Annotated in this window: 14 protein-coding genes; 6 read left to right on the forward strand and 8 right to left on the reverse strand. The window is 42.9% G+C overall.

The features are described from left to right. Positions 1-120: 120 nt before the first annotated feature. On the reverse strand, positions 121-537 hold the full coding sequence (locus VB775_RS15015; RefSeq protein ID WP_323216844.1) for a hypothetical protein: 417 nt from the start codon (positions 535-537) through the stop codon (positions 121-123). A gap of 384 nt (positions 538-921) precedes the next feature. Next, the gene (locus VB775_RS15020) at positions 922-2,055 is read right to left on the reverse strand and encodes an SAM-dependent methyltransferase (protein ID WP_281007634.1); all 1,134 of its coding nucleotides are present in this window, start codon (positions 2,053-2,055) and stop codon (positions 922-924) included. Between the two features lie 658 nt (positions 2,056-2,713). Between VB775_RS15020 and groES the strand changes: the two genes are divergently transcribed. From groES to VB775_RS15040, 4 genes are all read left to right on the forward strand, one after another. After that, the gene (groES, locus tag VB775_RS15025) at positions 2,714-3,025 is read left to right on the forward strand and encodes a co-chaperone GroES (RefSeq protein ID WP_281007635.1); all 312 of its coding nucleotides are present in this window, start codon (positions 2,714-2,716) and stop codon (positions 3,023-3,025) included. A gap of 155 nt (positions 3,026-3,180) precedes the next feature. After that, a complete protein-coding gene (groL, locus tag VB775_RS15030) occupies positions 3,181-4,842 on the forward strand; it encodes a chaperonin GroEL (protein ID WP_281007636.1) in 1,662 nt (553 codons plus the stop codon). Positions 4,843-4,940: 98 nt separating this feature from the next. Beyond that, positions 4,941-5,531 (forward strand): Uma2 family endonuclease, encoded by a 591-nt coding sequence (locus VB775_RS15035; protein WP_281007637.1) that lies wholly within the window; start codon positions 4,941-4,943, stop codon positions 5,529-5,531. A 35-nt stretch (positions 5,532-5,566) separates the two neighbouring features. After that, the gene (locus VB775_RS15040; RefSeq protein WP_281007638.1) at positions 5,567-6,271 is read left to right on the forward strand and encodes a DUF1995 family protein; all 705 of its coding nucleotides are present in this window, start codon (positions 5,567-5,569) and stop codon (positions 6,269-6,271) included. Positions 6,272-6,712: 441 nt separating this feature from the next. On the opposite strand, the gene ahcY is transcribed toward VB775_RS15040, so the two are convergent. The 3 genes from ahcY to VB775_RS15055 all read right to left on the reverse strand — a co-directional run bounded on the left by ahcY (position 6,713) and on the right by VB775_RS15055 (position 10,997). Next, a complete protein-coding gene (gene ahcY, locus VB775_RS15045; protein WP_281007639.1) occupies positions 6,713-8,002 on the reverse strand; it encodes an adenosylhomocysteinase in 1,290 nt (429 codons plus the stop codon). A 633-nt stretch (positions 8,003-8,635) separates the two neighbouring features. Next, on the reverse strand, positions 8,636-9,844 hold the full coding sequence (locus tag VB775_RS15050) for a 4-hydroxy-3-methylbut-2-enyl diphosphate reductase (RefSeq protein WP_281007640.1): 1,209 nt from the start codon (positions 9,842-9,844) through the stop codon (positions 8,636-8,638). 73 nt (positions 9,845-9,917) lie between these two features. After that, positions 9,918-10,997 carry a patatin-like phospholipase family protein gene (locus VB775_RS15055; RefSeq protein ID WP_281007641.1) on the reverse strand — a complete coding sequence of 360 codons (1,080 nt, stop codon included), beginning with the start codon at positions 10,995-10,997 and terminating at the stop codon, positions 9,918-9,920. 263 nt (positions 10,998-11,260) lie between these two features. Between VB775_RS15055 and VB775_RS15060 the strand changes: the two genes are divergently transcribed. Further along, a complete protein-coding gene (locus VB775_RS15060) occupies positions 11,261-11,860 on the forward strand; it encodes a nitroreductase family protein (protein ID WP_281007642.1) in 600 nt (199 codons plus the stop codon). Between the two features lie 119 nt (positions 11,861-11,979). Here VB775_RS15060 and psaK read toward each other — a convergent pair whose 3' ends face one another. Then, the gene (gene psaK / locus VB775_RS15065; protein WP_281007643.1) at positions 11,980-12,252 is read right to left on the reverse strand and encodes a photosystem I reaction center subunit PsaK; all 273 of its coding nucleotides are present in this window, start codon (positions 12,250-12,252) and stop codon (positions 11,980-11,982) included. 442 nt (positions 12,253-12,694) lie between these two features. After that, entirely contained in the window at positions 12,695-14,335 is a 1,641-nt protein-coding gene (locus tag VB775_RS15070; protein WP_281007644.1) for a transglutaminase domain-containing protein, read from the reverse strand. A 486-nt stretch (positions 14,336-14,821) separates the two neighbouring features. Between VB775_RS15070 and VB775_RS15075 the strand changes: the two genes are divergently transcribed. Further along, complete coding sequence (locus VB775_RS15075; protein WP_323261233.1) at positions 14,822-15,742, forward strand: acyl-CoA desaturase; 921 nt, start codon at positions 14,822-14,824, stop codon at positions 15,740-15,742. A gap of 278 nt (positions 15,743-16,020) precedes the next feature. Here VB775_RS15075 and VB775_RS15080 read toward each other — a convergent pair whose 3' ends face one another. Next, a complete protein-coding gene (locus VB775_RS15080) occupies positions 16,021-16,566 on the reverse strand; it encodes an FAD-dependent oxidoreductase (protein WP_281007646.1) in 546 nt (181 codons plus the stop codon). Positions 16,567-16,628: the final 62 nt, after the last annotated feature.

Consider the following 16,628-nt stretch of genomic DNA (forward strand, 5'->3'; position numbering starts at 1 on the left):
GCAGATGTTCATGTAACTTTTCGCAAAATACGCTAATCTCTTTCATAGGGGTTTTATTTGTGATGTGGTTATCTTTTATAAAACCCCTTCCTGTCTACTTTTGCAACTTTTTGTCCTGTACTAAGCTAGAGGTGTTAAATTTTCTAGATATCCTGGCACAACAAAGTCAGCCATCCATTGAGGAGAGAAAACTACAACATCATACCGATTAGTTTTGTTAGAAAACTCTCGCTGCATAGATGAAAAAACATCTTTAAGCGGCAGCTTTACCATATTGACGTTAGCACCCGTCAATTTTTCAAATTCCCTTGCTCGACGCTCGACTCCTACACCAATTGGTTTATCAAAGGTAGCAACTGTGATCGTAATCCCGTCAAATCTTTGCTGTTGTACTGGAGTTTCTATTTGGTTTTCAGCTTGAGTTGTTTTAGAAGTAGGATTATTTGAACTACAACCAACTCCATTGAACAATAAAAGGCTAGTGACAAGTGAGGTAAAGAATCTACGGTAATTAGCAGCATTGTTGCTAGCAAGCATTGTTATAGACCTATGGGTGAATTTATTCCAAAAGTGTTGCAAGATAACTTCGAGTTCTCAAAAAGGTATACGGAGGCTAGATTTCATCTAAAAAATGACTCCTATATGGTACGCTCGTTCACCCAGATCGTCAAATTCATCCAATTGAAATACCAAGCTAAGAAATGGCTACGCCATTTCTTAGTTTAAAAAACCTTACTGGGTTTGGGTTTTAATTCAACGTCAGTTCAACGAAAGTGAAAAATGGTAAGAATCGCTAAGCGATTCTTACCATTTTTCACCATTTGCGTCGTGCAAAGCACGCCGCAAATGGCTATATCGAACTCACGTTGAATTCAGCTAAAGATGGAAAATAGCGCAAAGTGCTACTTTCCATCTTTGAAGTTATGCATGAGTCATTAGATATTGACCATTGCCATTGTATTCACCGTCGCAAGTTGCAAAAATTGTCCCTAAGAGCAACAAATAAAAACGCCAGATTCGTCGAAATCTGGCATATTCCATGCCATAGTCTAGAGTCTTAGCAATGTCTTGAGAAGCATCAAATCTCTCCAACCATGCGGTCAAAGTCTTATGGTAGTTGATGCCATTCATATACCAGCGATCAATGGTTTTAAGATCGTGGTTATGATTGGGGACTGCATCATAATTCCAGTAGCGACCGTGAGGGAAAATGTACTTGTGCGTGAAGCCAGACGACATATGATTTGGAGTACGCACAGTAATGATGTGAATGAATACTTTCCCATCCTCTTTTAGAAAGGAAGCTAGCTTGTGGAAGGCATTGGTGAGATTTCCCACATGACAGAAGACTCCAATGGAAAGAATCTTGTCGAATTTTTCGGTAAACTGAGCTTCATTCAAATCACCTTCATGCAGAGTGAAGCGATCAGAACTCAGGAAACTAGAGGGATCTTGCATCTTGCTACGCATGTACTCGCATTGCTGGTGACTCAAATTTAATCCTGTAAATCGCACGTTCGGGAACTTCGACATGATGTAATTAGGCACACAGCCCCAACCACAGCCAAAATCCAAAATATTATCACCATCAACAATCTCTAGCCGTTCAATTACCTGATCGAGCATATGTTTTTGAGATTCTTCTAAATCCACCGCTCCATTTTCCCAAAAACCAGTGCTGTATTTGGGATAGATGACTTGCCAATCGCCTAGCATCCTATTCAACATGGCTTGAGGTAAGTCATACTGTACCTTCATCAGTTCTCGCGAAGATTCGGCGAGGAGAGCGGATTCCTGTAACACCCATTCGTAGGGAGCAAGTAGGCTCGGAAAATGCTTAAACAAAATCGGCATGGATGTATGCAATAGCGATCGAAAAACAGAATCTGGTATTTCCATCCCGTTAACATAGGCTTCAGCCATTGCCATTTGGGTTGCATTAAAAGCTCTTGCCATCAATCGCGTCGTTTTGTAAGCTATCAGACTTTTCAGGGTTGTATCTCCCACAAGAGGGATATGAGATTGTATGTTGGGGAAAGAATTCGTAGCAGTCATGGTGGTTCCTCTCAGTTTAGAAGATTACTCAGACAGGAAATCATGCAAGATATCAACTTGAGAACATTTTGTTTTTGATGTGTCAGTTAACAAAATGTTCTCTAAGCTATTGATTTGTAATGTAGTATAGCTACCTATGAGATTTTTAATCGTTAAAATTTTATTAATGTAGCCGTAAAAAGGTGGTTGTTACAACATGGCAGTAATTACAGTTCATTAAAGGTAAATGTTTTGGGGGTTGACACATTTCTATTACACTTGGCGACAAATATAGCTACTCATCTTTTGGGCTTTATAGCAATTAACGCTCAAACCCAAACCAAGAAAAAATTTAAAAGCGTTGCAAAGCAACGCTTTTAAATTTTTTCTTGGTTTGGGTTTGAGCGAAAAGTGATGAATCTTCGTTTGTGCGAATTTTAAATAAAACTTGCTAGTGTGATTGGGGAATTGTTTAGAATTCTCTATTTTGAGTCAAAACATAGACAGGTATTGCTTGTACGGTAAGCCGATCTAGTCCCATACTCATTTCGCAGTATATTAGCACTCAGTGAGACAGAGTGCTAAAGCACACAATATATGACTAAGGTAGGTTTAAAACCAACGTTACGTCATCACTTGCAAAGTCCACTCTGATTAGATTTTAAGGAGGTATGGCATAGTGGCATCGATAACCCTAAATACTGGTACATTGCAACCCCTAGGCGATCGCCTATTGGTTAAAGTAGCATCAAAAGAAGAAAAAACCGTAGGCGGTATTTTCTTACCAGACACAGCACAAGAAAAGCCTCAAATCGGTGAAGTAACTGCCGTTGGGCTTGGCGCACGCAATGATAAAGGTACTCGTGTAGCCCTAGAAGTCAAAGCAGGCGATAAAGTTCTTTACTCCAAGTATGCAGGCACTGAAGTCAAGATTGACAGTGTAGATTATCTACTCCTTGCTGAAAGAGATATTCTCGCGATCGTTGAATAGAGTTCATAGCAATTAGCTGTTAGCGATTAGCTTTTTTAGATTGCTATTTCACTAGCTTGATAAATTAACAGAAATTTCTCAAGCTAAGAGCCAATAGCTAAGAGCCAATAGCTAAAAGCCTTCCAATTACCAATTACTAAATAAATTAAAAGAAAATGGCAAAAATTGTAGTATTTGACGAAGAATCTCGCCGCGCCCTTGAGCGTGGTGTCAATGCATTGGCTGATGCAGTGCGCGTCACCCTTGGTCCTAAAGGTCGTAACGTAGTTCTCGAAAAGAAGTATGGCGCTCCTCAAATCATCAATGACGGTGTGAGCATCGCCAAAGAAATTGAATTAGAAGATCCCTTAGAAAATGCAGGCGCTCAACTGATTCGCGAAGTTGCTTCTAAAACCAACGACGTAGCAGGCGACGGAACTACCAGCGCTACCGTTTTGGCTCAAGAAATGATTCGTGAAGGATTGAAGAACGTTGCCGCAGGTGCAAACCCAGTGGGCGTGCGTCGCGGTATCGAAAAGGCAGTTGCTCACCTCGTCGATGTAATTGCTCAAAAGGCGAAAGCAGTTGACTCCAATGCAGAAATCGCTCAAATTGCCACCATTTCGGCTGGTAACGACGAAGAAGTCGGTGCAATGATTGCTCAAGCAATGGATAAAGTTGGCAAAGATGGTGTAATCACTGTTGAAGAATCCAAGTCCCTCACAACTGAATTAGAAGTTGTTGAAGGTATGCAACTTGATCGCGGTTATATTTCTCCTTACTTCGTCACCGATAGTGAGCGTCAATTGGTGGAATTTGAGAATGCCAGAATCTTGATCACTGATAAGAAGATCAATGTAATTCAAGACCTCGTTCCCATCCTTGAAAAAGCAGCTCGTTCTGGCGCACCATTGGTGATCATCTCTGAAGATGTTGAAGGTGAAGCTTTGGCAACTCTCGTTGTGAACAAGCTGAGAGGTTCTCTGAACATTGCGGCAATCAAAGCTCCTGGTTTTGGAGATCGCCGTAAAGCGATGTTGCAAGATATTGCCGTTCTTACTGATGGTCAAGTAATTTCGGAAGACACTGGTTTGGAACTCAGTGCCGCAACCCTTGAAATGCTAGGTACTGCTCGCAAGATCACCATTTCCAAGGACAAAACCACCATTGTTTCTGACGTTTCCAACAAAGCTAACGTTGACAAGCGTGTTGCTCAAATCCGCAAGGAATTGGATCTCAGTGACTCTGACTATGACAAAGAAAAGCTACAAGAGCGGATTGCTAAGCTCTCTGGTGGCGTAGCCGTAATCAAGGTCGGTGCTGCTACGGAAACCGAACTTAAGGATCGTAAACTTCGCATCGAAGATGCACTTAACTCAACTCGCGCTGCGGTTGAAGAAGGTATCGTTCCTGGTGGTGGTGCAACCCTCGCGCACCTCGCTGTAGAATTGCAAGGCTTCAAAGCAACCTTGAAGAACGAAGAAGCGATCGGTGCAGAAATCGTATCTCGCTCCCTCTCCGCACCTCTTCGTCAAATCAGCGATAACGCTGGTTTAGAAGGTACGGTTGTCGTCGAGAAAGTGAAGCAACTTCCTTTCAATCATGGCTTTGATGCCCTCAAAGGCGAATACGTTGACTTGATCGCCACGGGAATTATTGACCCTGCTAAGGTTGTCCGCTCTGCATTGCAAAACGCTGCTTCCGTTGCTGGCATGGTCTTGACCACCGAAGCTCTCGTTGTCGAGAAGCCAGAGAAAAATGCTGGTGCTGGTGCTGCTGCTGGTATGGGCGGCATGGGCGGTATGGGTGGCATGGGAGGTATGGGCGGCATGATGTAATCATCGTCCATAGATTCCCCAAAAAAGGAGAGGTTACGCTTAGCGTAACCTCTCCTTTTTTGCGTTAAACTCAAATGAAGTTATTGCCAAAACTCGCTATGACTATTGCAAGCGATCGCCTAAATTTTGCAGAGTACCTCAAGTATATTGAGGGGACTGACTATTGCTATGAGTTGGTAAATGGAGAATTAATTCCGATGAGTTTGGGGACAGGACAACATGGCGCAGTGATCAAGTTTTTGGAAAAAAATCTCGAAGTCGATATTGCTGAGCAAAATCAAGACTGGGTTGTATTACCTGCGTTAGTTGGTATTCGTAGTCCCAAAGGTGGTAGATGGGATACCTGTCGAATTCCCGATTTGGTAGTGATGCCAAAAACTCAATGGCGATCGCTGCAAACTTGTGAGGCAATTATCGAAATCAATCAACCACCGCCGATTTTAGTTGTGGAAGTTGTAAGCGAGTCAACCAAAAGTACCGACTATCGAGCTAAGCGTGGTGAATATAGCGTATTAGGTATTTTGGAATATTGGGTTGTCGATCCATTGATCAAGAAAATCACCATTTTTAGGCTTGATGATGGCTGGTATGAAGTTAGTGAATATGTAGGTGATGAGATTGCACAATCACCAACTTTCCCCAATTTGAAATTGACCGCCAATCAAGTTTTTGGCAACCTGCTAAAATGATTCGCAGCTTTTAATAACTTTAAAAATAATCATTTATGACGCAAGAGCCAATCTTAATTCCAGACCATTTAGAAGATGCGATCGAGCAAGCGATCGCTGCTACGCATCAGGCGATCGCGGATGGAGCAACTCGCGTCATTGCGGATCTGCGATTTCCTGAACTCAAAGCATTGCCGATTGCCTATGAATTTGCTGCTAGTTTTAATCAGCGCTATGGCAATGCATGGCAAGCTATTTTCTCAGACGCAGGTGCGGCGGCTCTAGCAAAACGTGAATGGGCAGATCTTGAAGTGTCAGTGCGTGGTGTTAACGAAGGACGGAGAGCGATTCGGGAAGAAGATCAAGCTTTTCTCTTAATTGAGCCAACATCAGTTGAAGTCGAGCAAGTAGAGAAGCTTGTACAGTTAGCAGGCGATCGCCCCTTCGTAATGCTCAATCCTCGCCTTGAAAACAGTGAGGTGGGACTAGGACTAGCGGCAAGACAGATGCGCGATCGCTTCTTAAGTACTTTCGAGACGGCTTATTACATCAAACCTTTAGAACTTGGTGCATTATGGCGCTGCTATCCGCAAACATGGCAAGTGTGGCAGCAAACTGAAGAGGGAATGCAAAAACTTGCTGAGGTGGCTCAGCGTCCATCTAGTGATGATATTGATCGCTTATTTCAGCAAAAGACTGGTAAACAGTCAGGTTCGTTTTTAGGACGTTTGCAGCAGTTTTTGAGCGCTCTATCTCGATAAAATTCATACTATAGCTATAGCCACCTGTATCAGGACAAATCAAAACCCAAATAGTATGAGGCGCACTGCCTCATACTATTTGGGTTTTAATGTCAGTTCGGAATAAGCTACAAAATTTTAAAAGGCAAAACAGTAAAAGCCTCGCAAGGCGAGGCTTTTACTGTTTTGCCTCCTAGAGAAGATTCGCGCCGTGAATCCTCTCTAGGAGCTAGTTTGAAACTAAACTAAACTGATGTTTTCAAAAAAATTCTTGTGATTCATTTGTAGGGCTTACACAAAATCCACATTGTCCTCATCCCCCAATCCATTCTCCCAGAAAGGGAGAATGGGAGTAAGAACATTTCTTGTTCCCCTCTCCCAAAAGGTGAGAGGGGCTAGGGGTGAGGGTCTTAGCACCTTTTGCGTAAGTTCTAATTTGTATGGCAATTTCTGTAAGAAATCCTATGTGCCTTCAGTCCAAGAATTGAGATAGTGAACTTGCTCAGGGGTGAGAGTGTCAATCTTGATACCCATTGCTTGTAACTTCAAACGCGCAATCTCTTGGTCAACATCCTTAGGAATTGGCACAACACCCGCAGGTAAATTACCTTTGTTCTTAACTAGAAATTCACAGGCAAGCGCTTGGTTAGCAAAGCTCATGTCCATAACACTAGCAGGGTGACCTTCAGCCGCCGCGAGGTTAACTAGACGACCTTCACCGATGACGATGACGGACTTGCCAGACTTGAGTTGATACTCTTGAGTGAAGTTACGAACAAAGCTAGCAGATTCGCTGAGATCGTTGAGAGCTACTAAGTCAATTTCTAGATCGAAGTGACCAGAGTTAGCCACGATCGCGCCATCTTTCATGGTTTCAAAGTGTTCGCGACGGATCACATGCTTGTTACCAGTAACGGTGATGAAGATATCGCCGATCTTGGCTGCATCATCCATAGGCATCACGCGGAAACCGTCCATAGCAGCTTCGATCGCCGCAACAGGATTGATTTCGGTAACAACTACGCTTGCGCCCATACCGCGTGCGCGAAGAGCTACGCCCTTACCACACCAGCCATAACCAGCCACAACGATGACTTTGCCAGCCAACAAAATATTGGTAGCGCGGATAATGCCATCAAGAGTTGATTGACCAGTACCGTAGCGGTTATCAAAGAAATGCTTAGTTTCTGCATCGTTAACAGCGATCGCAGGGAAGGTCAACTTGCCATCTTTGAACATGGCATTGAGACGCACTAGCCCTGTGGTGGTTTCTTCGGTAGTACCGATGATTTCAGGGATTTGGTCAGCGTGGTGTAGTACCAAAGTTGTGGTTACATCGCTGCCGTCATCAACAATGATGTGAGGACGGTGAGCCAGAGCCATTTCAACATGGCGATGGTATGTAGCGTTGTCTTCACCTTTAATCGCAAATACCGAAATTCCGTGATCGTAAACCAATGATGCGGCAACGTCATCTTGGGTCGAGAGAGGATTACTCGCGATCAAAACTGCATCGGCTCCAGCCGCTTTGAGGGCGATCGCGAGGTTTGCGGTTTCAGTCGTGACGTGGCAGCAAGCAGCGATGCGGATACCTGCAAGGGGCTTTTCGGCAGCAAAGCGATCGCGGATTTGACGCAATACGGGCATTTCGCGGCTAGCCCATTCGATGCGTTGTTTGCCTAGTGGTGCAAGTGTAATGTCCTTAATCTCGTGCTTAACGGTCACGGTTTCAGGTGCAATGGTTGTGGACATGTATAAATTGAAATTTTTACAAAATTTAACTACATTATATGCCAAGCAAACTAAATATCCTAATTTGCGAAGGTTTGACGACACTTTTATGAATTATATAGCTGCCATCGATTTTGTTAGGACAAAAGCAAAACCAAAGAAGAGAATAGATAGCGGCGCGAAGCGCCGCTATTCTCTTCTTTGGTTTTATGTCCTCATACACTTGGCGGCAGCTATAGCAATGTAAGTTTTGCTTAGGACATAAAACCTAAAAGATGAGGGGTGGCGCAAAGCGCCACCCCTCATCTTTTAGGTTTTGATTTTTGTCCGAGCTTCTTACGTTGCTATAAAAAGCAATTGCCGTAAAAGCCCTCACCCCTAGCCCCTAGCCCGCAGGCTACCGTGTACACACAAGTCTCTCTGTCTACGTTTGAGGGTTTAGATCCCCCCCAGCCCCCCTTTTTAAGGGGGGAGAATTTTCTTCTTCCCCCTTTTTAAGGGGGATTGAGGGGGATCATTAGTAACTCACGCTATAGCTGATGACTTGTGTGTAAACGGTAGCTCCCGCAGGAGAAGAGTTACGTCACTCCTAAATAGCGAAACTCCTAAATAGCGAACAAGGCTCTTAAGCGCCTTGTCTGTAAAAATTTGAGATTAATTTTTTAATGCGAAAATCCTGTTGATCACATCTTCGACAACGCGATCGGGTGTGGATGCGCCAGAAGTTACACCGACCTTGATTTTGCCCGTGGGCAGCCAATTGGTAGCTTGCTCGATCGCCTTGCCTAGGGGCTTATGTTCAATCGCCTCAGCCGAGAGAATCCGATGTACGTCATCAATGTGATAGGAGGGAAGATTACGCTCGATCGCAATTTCTTGTAAATGCGTAGTATTGGAGGAATTGTAACCACCAATCACGATCATCAAATCGAGATCCTCTTCTACAATCTCAAACATGGCATCTTGTCGTTCTTGAGTGGCATCGCAAATTGTATTAAAGGAAAGGAAATGTTCATTGACATGTTCCACACCATACTTTTGCATCATGGTTTTTTCAAACAACTTACCGATCGCTTCAGTTTCTCCCTTGAGCATCGTGGTTTGATTAGCAACGCCGACTCTTTCAAGATCGCGATCAGGATCGAAACCTGCGGACATGGCTTTACTGAACTTGGTGAGAAACTCTTGACGATTGCCACCATTGAGCATGTAATTAGCCACATATTCGGCTTCTTGCATATTTAGCACTACTAGATAGCGCTTGGCATAGGAACTTGTAGCGATCGTCTCTTCGTGATTGTATTTACCATGCACGATGGAAGTAAAGTCAGCTTTTTTGTGCTTCTCAACGCGATTCCAAACCTTCGATACCCAAGGACAAGTTGTATCAACGATTTTACTGCCAAGTTTGTCTAGTAACTGAGTTTCCTGCACACTAGCGCCAAAGGCTGGCAAAATCACCACATCACCTTGTTCCACACCTGAGAAATCCTTATTCCCATCATTATTCACAGGTACAAACTGAACTTCCATTTCCTTAAGTTTGGCATTTACAGAAGGATTATGAATAATTTCATTAGTAATCCAAATCCGTTCTGTCGGGAACTGAGTGCGCGTTTCATAGGCCATCGCTACAGCTCGTTCCACTCCCCAACAAAAGCCAAAGGACTTTGCCAAATAAATCGTTACATCACCTTGTGTATACACATAGTCATGCTCGCGAATGGTTTGGATCAAGTCACTGTGATATTGCGATCGCATGGTTGATTCGGCTTCTTCTCCATGTCCAAAGCCTTGCCGAAAATAATTAGGCGACTTATGCAAAGCCCTCCGCATAGCTTGAGTATCGAGCGTATTGTCCATGCGCTTAGATTAATCCTAGGTAATTGTGCTGAAAGTATTATAACGGGCTAGCGTAAAAATTGACCTTGCAGAATTACGGACTAATGGCTGTGACAAGCCTATTTAGCTGATCATCCACATCCTTGCGAGCTAGAAACTCATTAGCCACAGCTACCAAATTCCCTAAGTTTTTGGGATCGGCTTGAAAGGTAGAAATCTTTTTGTTGACGGGAACTAGAGGCTGATACCGATCATATCCTCCGTCAATCAACTGCGTGGCAATATAGTCAATCGAATCAGCGGAACCGTCAGAGAACACATCAAGCAGGGGAATTCCTTTGGTGATGCTCAGCCAATCTAAGGCTCCCCAAGTTTGGGCATCAGCAGGATTAATTCGGTTTTCCAATTGTCCTGTACCAAATGATGCAACGAGTATATTATCCAAACTTACAGGTTCAGCGATCTCACCCTTTCTCCCCATCTTGATACATTCAGCGATCGCGCAGAGAGTTGGATTATTGGCAACTACGCCACCATCAATCAAGGGAACTCCTTTCGAGTTAGGGGGAATCTTAACAGATAAAGGATTGCTGATAATTGAGTGTTGAGGATCTTTCTTTAAGCTAGCAATATAGTTTTGCTCGGTCAAAATATATCCTGCAAAAGCCGTGGGAGCCGCCGAAGAACAACGACAAATCTCCCAAATTGGAATATTTGCAAATTCGGGTTGATTACTTTTAAAAACTACTGCCGTGCGATTGTAGGTGTCATAGGAAACCACGATAGTTGGAGGTAATGAGTCAAATAGATCTTGCTCGAAAATCTTGGGATCTTGCAGTACAGTTTCCAATCCTTTACTGGGAAATAGGGGTAGTGAAAGATCGAATTTCTGAATTCTCGTGAGCAGAGTATTCCACCAAAAGCCTAAGTTCATATTCGGAAAGATATTAATGCCTTTGTCTATATAAAATTGACGAATTTCAGAAGCAGGTATTCCCTTAGCGATCGCACAAGCAATAATGCTACCTGTTGAAGTTCCTGCAAACAAATCAAAATAATTTTTTAGAGGCTTATCCAATTTCTGCTCTAAGCGCTCTAAGATCACAGCCGTGATCAGTCCGCGAATTCCACCACCATCACAAGTGAGAATTTTAAATTTACTTGAGCTAGCCATGATTTTCACTTCCTATAAATCTAAAGTAATGGGCGATCAGCAATTCTCATTATCAAAATTGGTTTCAAAATGAGAATTGTTAATGTGCGACTATATAGCTATAGCCACCTGTATCAGGACAAATCAAAACCCAAATAGTGTGAGGCGGCGCGAAGCGCCGCCTCACACTATTTGGGTTTTATCTCCTAACAAGAATGGCGACAGCTATAAAATAATTATGAGTTGTCATCGTCTCAAAATCTGTCTAGGACTATTAATTAAATATGGAAAATCCTGCAATTACCGATTACGCAATTCATCCTTTGATTGCTCAACGTTGGAGTCCCTGCGCCTTTGATAACAAGCCTGTGGAGACCGAAAAACTAGCTCAGTTGTTTGAATCGGCTAGATGGACATCCTCTTGTTTTAATGACCAACCTTGGACATTTATCGTCGCAACTAAAGACGACACCGTAAATTATCAAAAACTACTCGATTGCTTAGTGCCTGCTAACGTCGTCTGGGCGCAAGTTGCTCCCGTATTAGGGCTAGTCATTGCCCAAAAGAACTTTAAACATAATGGCAAACCTAATGCTTGGGCTGAATACGATGCAGGGCAAGCGGCTGCAACCCTAGTATTACAAGCGACTGCTTTAGATTTAGTCGCGCACCAGATGGGTGGCTTTGATGCAGCTAAGGCGATCGCTGCCTTTAATATTCCTGAAACAGCGAAACCTGTAGCGGCGATCGCGATCGGGTATGCAGGAGAAACTAGCAATTTGCCAACAGATTTGCAAGAGCGCGAAACTGCCCCTCGCGATCGTCATCCCCTATCCAGCTTTGTGTTTACAGGTGAGTGGGGCAATTCAGCTTCATTCGTTTAAATTTATAGCACTTTGCGATCCTAGTCCGAAACAGGAAAACATTTGAAAGCGTTGCTTTGCAATGCTTTCAAATGTTTTCCTGTGAATAGAGAGTGCGCTTCGCGCACTCTCTATTTTTGTTATAGCAAGCCTGCTTGAGCTAAGCCCAAAATCAGCCCTGCGCCAAGAACATGACCAAAGCTGGTAACGGCTAGGAATTCGGGCAACCCAAAGCCTGAAAATAAACCTGGTAATTGCACTGGTAAGCTAGGACCAACACCTTTGACTTGAATGCCATAGCGAGCAACAACCAACGCAAATACGTTAGCTGTGATCATTACCAATCCGACACTTGCTGACCAAGTAGGAGTAGTGGGAACTGCGGCAAGTAAGTTAAAAGCTAGATTTGTCATAAATTTGTTTTCCTAAGTCTAATTACCTATAATTTTTTAATTTCCCTAATCCTAAGAGGTATCTAGACATCAAAAAATTCTTCTTAAGTTAAATTTATTAAACTTAGTAATCGTTTACAGTTACTAAAAAGAGAAGCTCACTTTGTGAGCTTCTCTTTTGAATTTTTGTGAGATAAGTTTTAAGTAGCTGGGCGCAATTAAAGATAAAACCCCAAGACCTATGGCGCACGCGCAGCGTGCGCCATAGGTCTTGGGGTTTTGATGTTACGTGGAACTTAGATGGTAGACCTCTTGCTGCTAGCGAAGCAGGGCAAGCACGGGGGCATTGCCCCTACCTCAAAATTTAGAGGTTACTGTAGGGGCTGTGCCCCCGTGCCAGCCCTAGACCTTTGCTATAACAGGAATTCCTTCCACGTAACATCAGTTAATTATGTCCAGCTACTTAGATTTCTTCTAGAACTTTAAAGCGAACATGATTAAGAGCAAGCTCGCCAATGGAATAAGGTTGAGGTTGAATTGTCTCAAAAAATATTCCTTTCCCAATTTCTACATGATACCAAGGTAATCCCATAAACCAGCGTGTAGGATAGGGACGACTGCCAGTATCATCAGGATTTGATTCCATTGGTAACCATCCAATACTGGGAATATAGAACTCAATCCAAACATGGTTGTAATACTGATGCAGAGGGATATTCATCACCAAATCATTTTCATGAGGACATTTATAGCGTCCAACTGTGCGACAAGCAATTCCATTGAGTCGCGTTAGGGCTAGCAATAAACCTACATATTCACCACAAGAGCCTGTACCTCTAACTAGAACCTCTTCAGGAGCCGCAATATAAGGTGTGACGCGATAGGAGAGCTTATCGTAAACATAATCACGAATCAATAACATCTTTCGCAAAATATTAGTTTCATCACCTACTGCCTCCCTAGCTGCGGCTTGAATGATCGGATGATCCATGCTCAATCCATCGTCATCCACCAAATAGAGCTTCTGCATTTCGGGAGATAGGTCAGGGATAAATTCTACCTCACTATCCTTAAGTTCATATTTAATTCCATGCAGCTCTAGGGTCGCTTTCCAGCCAAACATGCGAGATTCTTCGGGTTTTAGATTGCCGAGTTTGAAGGCGGCGACACGCTGACCATCCACAATTTCTTCTTCAAAGGGAATCCCAATTGGCTCGATCGCTAATAATTTTTGACGATAGTTATCGGTGGGATAGGCTACTCGCCATGTGAGGTTATAGACGGAAGTTGGTTCTTCAGAAGAGAGTTCTTCAAGATAGATCATCTCCACTTTATATCCACTGGTGAGGGTATAGTTTAGCTTTCCATCTTGGTATTGATCAAATTTGAGGCGATGGATAAAAGTTTTTTCACGGGTAGAAACTGAAAATGGCTGATCTAAGTCGTTAGGATTATCACGAATGTAGTTTTCGTCACCTGAGTAAACCACATACAAATCATCTCCCCAAAATCCTAGTCCCATCGGATTGGGAAATGGAGTTAAACCACGGTGCAAAATTTCACCTGTTTTGGCATTGAGGCGATAAATAGTCTCTTCAGTGCGATCGCTCACCCATAATTCTTCACCAACTAGGGTTAGCGCTTCAAAACCTGCCCCGGGGGCATCCATGATGCGTAGCAAAGTGCGGGTAGCACGTCCAAACACAAAAATCTTGCCAACTTCGCTAGAGCTTACATACACGCCACCATCGGATACGGCAATACCATCAACTCGATTAGGCAGTTCCATAAATGGCTGCAAGTCAAAGTCAACCATATTGCAGTAATAAATTCCATTGTCCTTAGTAATCCAAAGCGTATCTCCCGCGATCGCTAGGCCTGTGGCATCTCGAAATTGCAACGCTGTATAGTTATTCAGTACGGTTGCGCCTTCAGAAAGAGGATCGATTTTGAGCAGATGTCCTTGATAGGCATCGACACAAAGCGCGTAGGGTTTGCCACTATCTACATTAGTACTTAAATCATCAGTTACATCGGTTTGCCACACTAAACCGTGAAGGTTATAAGCGCCAATGGGATAAATCGTGCTTGGTAAGCTAGGCATAGGGTATTTAGACGGGTGAATAGGCGGATAATTTAGCAAGCCTAGGGCTTTCTACAAATTCTGATCTGACTTCAAAAGCAACATTAGTTCCGTAGCGAAGGCAACAGAAAGAAATTATCGTAAGATTGTGTAGGGGGGGACTTAGCTCCACCTTAACAATCTTACGAGGAAATGGAGTAAGCAATCTAGCGATCTCGTTACTAAATTCGTTTACTTGCAGCGCTTTGCGCTCAAACCCAAACCAAGAGATTATTTAAAAGTACTGCAAAACAATACTTTTAAATAATCTCTTGTGATTCGTTGTAATCGGTAATTGTTGTAAATACTTGTGCAAAATAAATTACCCAAACCCGTAAAGTTGCGCCCCTGCGTGGCGCAACTTTACGGGTTTGGGTTTGTAGTTAATTATGCCCATCTACTTAATACAGCCATAGCTTCATTCAACCGTTAAATATATTTTCTTTGATCACACTCTATGAATAGCAAATGAAGCCATATTCTTTACTCACAAGCATTTTGTATATAATCGGTCCAATACTGATTATCGTCAGTCATATTGGTTCGCTACTTGTTTTCGTAACTGGTTTGTCGTGGGGGGCGATCGCTTGGATCTTGCTACTATATTTCGTTCGTATGCTTGGGACTACGGGCATTTATCATCGATTACTTACGCACAAAAGCTACCAAGCTCCTGCGCCCCTATTATGGATAGGCTGTATTGTGACCGCATCGGCAGGACAGATGGGACCAAGTTGGTGGAAAGCACACCACATGCACCATCATCAACATTCCGACCAAGCCTTCGACACCCATTCTCCCTATCATCCCAATCAAGGGCTAAAGGGATTTTATTGGTCACAGGGTGGGTGGCTATTATCTCCTCATTTTTTTCCTGACAAGTTACCCTCTGACGTAGAAAGCGATCTGGTCTTAAAAGTGATTGATCGATTGCATTTCATCCCCTTAGTCGCACTTGGTGCTATCTCGTATTTCATGGGTGGGCTGGAATATCTGGGGGCTTTCTTTCTTAGCACGACATTGCTTTTTCATGGCGTACAAACGGTCAACTCGCTTAGTCATCTTGTAGGTGAACAGCCATTTATCACTGACGATCATAGTCGCAATAGTGGGCTTGTCGCATTTTTGACTTTGGGTGAAGGTTGGCATAATCTTCACCATGCTTTTCAGTCATCGAGTCGGCATGGTATTACTATTCGCGATGGTCAAGTTATCTACTTACCAGATCCCACTTTTAGCTTCATTAAACTACTGGAGTTCTTGAAGTTAGCCACAAAGTTGAGATTGCCTAGCGAAAAAGATTTGTTAGCAAAAGGGCGAATCCAGAAGGTAAAGAATTTAGAATTAGCGATCGCTTCAGATAGATCGGCTAGATCGGCAAATTCTTAATATTGTAACTCGCAGATTTCAATACAAAAAAGCCTTGCTAAGCAAGGCTTTTTTGTATTGAAATCTGCAAGTATTTTCTCATGATATAGCAACGCAAGAGATAGATAGGACAAATCAAAACCAAAAAGATGAGTGGCGGCGCTTCGCGCCGCCACTCATCTTTTTGGTTTTATGTCTTAAGCAAAACTTACGTTGCTATATACCAATTTCCGAAAGTGTGGCAACACTTTTACGAATTAAAAACTAAACCTAGTAAGGGCTTTAAAAACACAAATTGCTTAGCCATTTGTGTTTTTTGTTATGAATCTGTTAGCTTCTCTCGCTCCACTCAATAAAGCACCATGCACAGTTCCTAAATATTTCCCATAGGTTGCCTCACCTGCGAAAAACACCCGATCGCCTATGGGTTCTGCCAAGCGATCACAATCTTGAAGAGAACCATTGATCGAAAAAGTAGAGTAAGAACCATAGGAAAAGGGGTCATTATGCCATTGAGTCAATAATGTGGCAGTAGGTAACGGAATATCTTTGCCAAACATCGATCGCAAATCAGTCAAGATGTTCTGTATTGCCTCAGTTTTAGGCATTTGTGATAGCGATCGCGAAAAATCACCGCTAAACATGGCGACTAAAATCGGTTGCTGAATATATTTCTGCCAGTTGTAAAATTCAATGTAGCGATCGGGAATATTGCCATTGATATAAGCCATCGTGTGAGGTTGTGATGGCCAAAACTGTTGAGGAAATTTTAATACTAATTTCTTAGTACAGGACAAAAAGTTGCAAAAGTAGACAGGAAGGGGTTTTATAAAAGATAACCACATCACAAATAAAACCCCTATGAAAGAGATTAGCGTATTTTGCGAAAAGTTACATGAACATCTGC

This window comes from Pseudanabaena sp. CCNP1317 (genome assembly GCF_034931345.1).
Taxonomy (GTDB): domain Bacteria; phylum Cyanobacteriota; class Cyanobacteriia; order Pseudanabaenales; family Pseudanabaenaceae; genus Pseudanabaena; species Pseudanabaena galeata.

Coding starts and splice junctions, on each gene's coding strand:
- VB775_RS15035 (WP_281007637.1), top strand. CDS start 4,941: ATGACTATTGCAAGCGATCGCCTAAATTTTGCAGAGTACCTCAAGTAT.
- groL (WP_281007636.1), top strand. CDS start 3,181: ATGGCAAAAATTGTAGTATTTGACGAAGAATCTCGCCGCGCCCTTGAG.
- VB775_RS15020 (WP_281007634.1), bottom strand. CDS start 2,055: ATGACTGCTACGAATTCTTTCCCCAACATACAATCTCATATCCCTCTT.
- VB775_RS15080 (WP_281007646.1), bottom strand. CDS start 16,566: ATGTGGTTATCTTTTATAAAACCCCTTCCTGTCTACTTTTGCAACTTT.
- VB775_RS15060 (WP_281007642.1), top strand. CDS start 11,261: ATGGAAAATCCTGCAATTACCGATTACGCAATTCATCCTTTGATTGCT.
- VB775_RS15040 (WP_281007638.1), top strand. CDS start 5,567: ATGACGCAAGAGCCAATCTTAATTCCAGACCATTTAGAAGATGCGATC.
- VB775_RS15055 (WP_281007641.1), bottom strand. CDS start 10,997: ATGGCTAGCTCAAGTAAATTTAAAATTCTCACTTGTGATGGTGGTGGA.
- psaK (WP_281007643.1), bottom strand. CDS start 12,252: ATGACAAATCTAGCTTTTAACTTACTTGCCGCAGTTCCCACTACTCCT.
- VB775_RS15075 (WP_323261233.1), top strand. CDS start 14,822: ATGAAGCCATATTCTTTACTCACAAGCATTTTGTATATAATCGGTCCA.
- VB775_RS15070 (WP_281007644.1), bottom strand. CDS start 14,335: ATGCCTAGCTTACCAAGCACGATTTATCCCATTGGCGCTTATAACCTT.
- ahcY (WP_281007639.1), bottom strand. CDS start 8,002: ATGTCCACAACCATTGCACCTGAAACCGTGACCGTTAAGCACGAGATT.
- VB775_RS15015 (WP_323216844.1), bottom strand. CDS start 537: ATGCTTGCTAGCAACAATGCTGCTAATTACCGTAGATTCTTTACCTCA.
- VB775_RS15050 (WP_281007640.1), bottom strand. CDS start 9,844: ATGGACAATACGCTCGATACTCAAGCTATGCGGAGGGCTTTGCATAAG.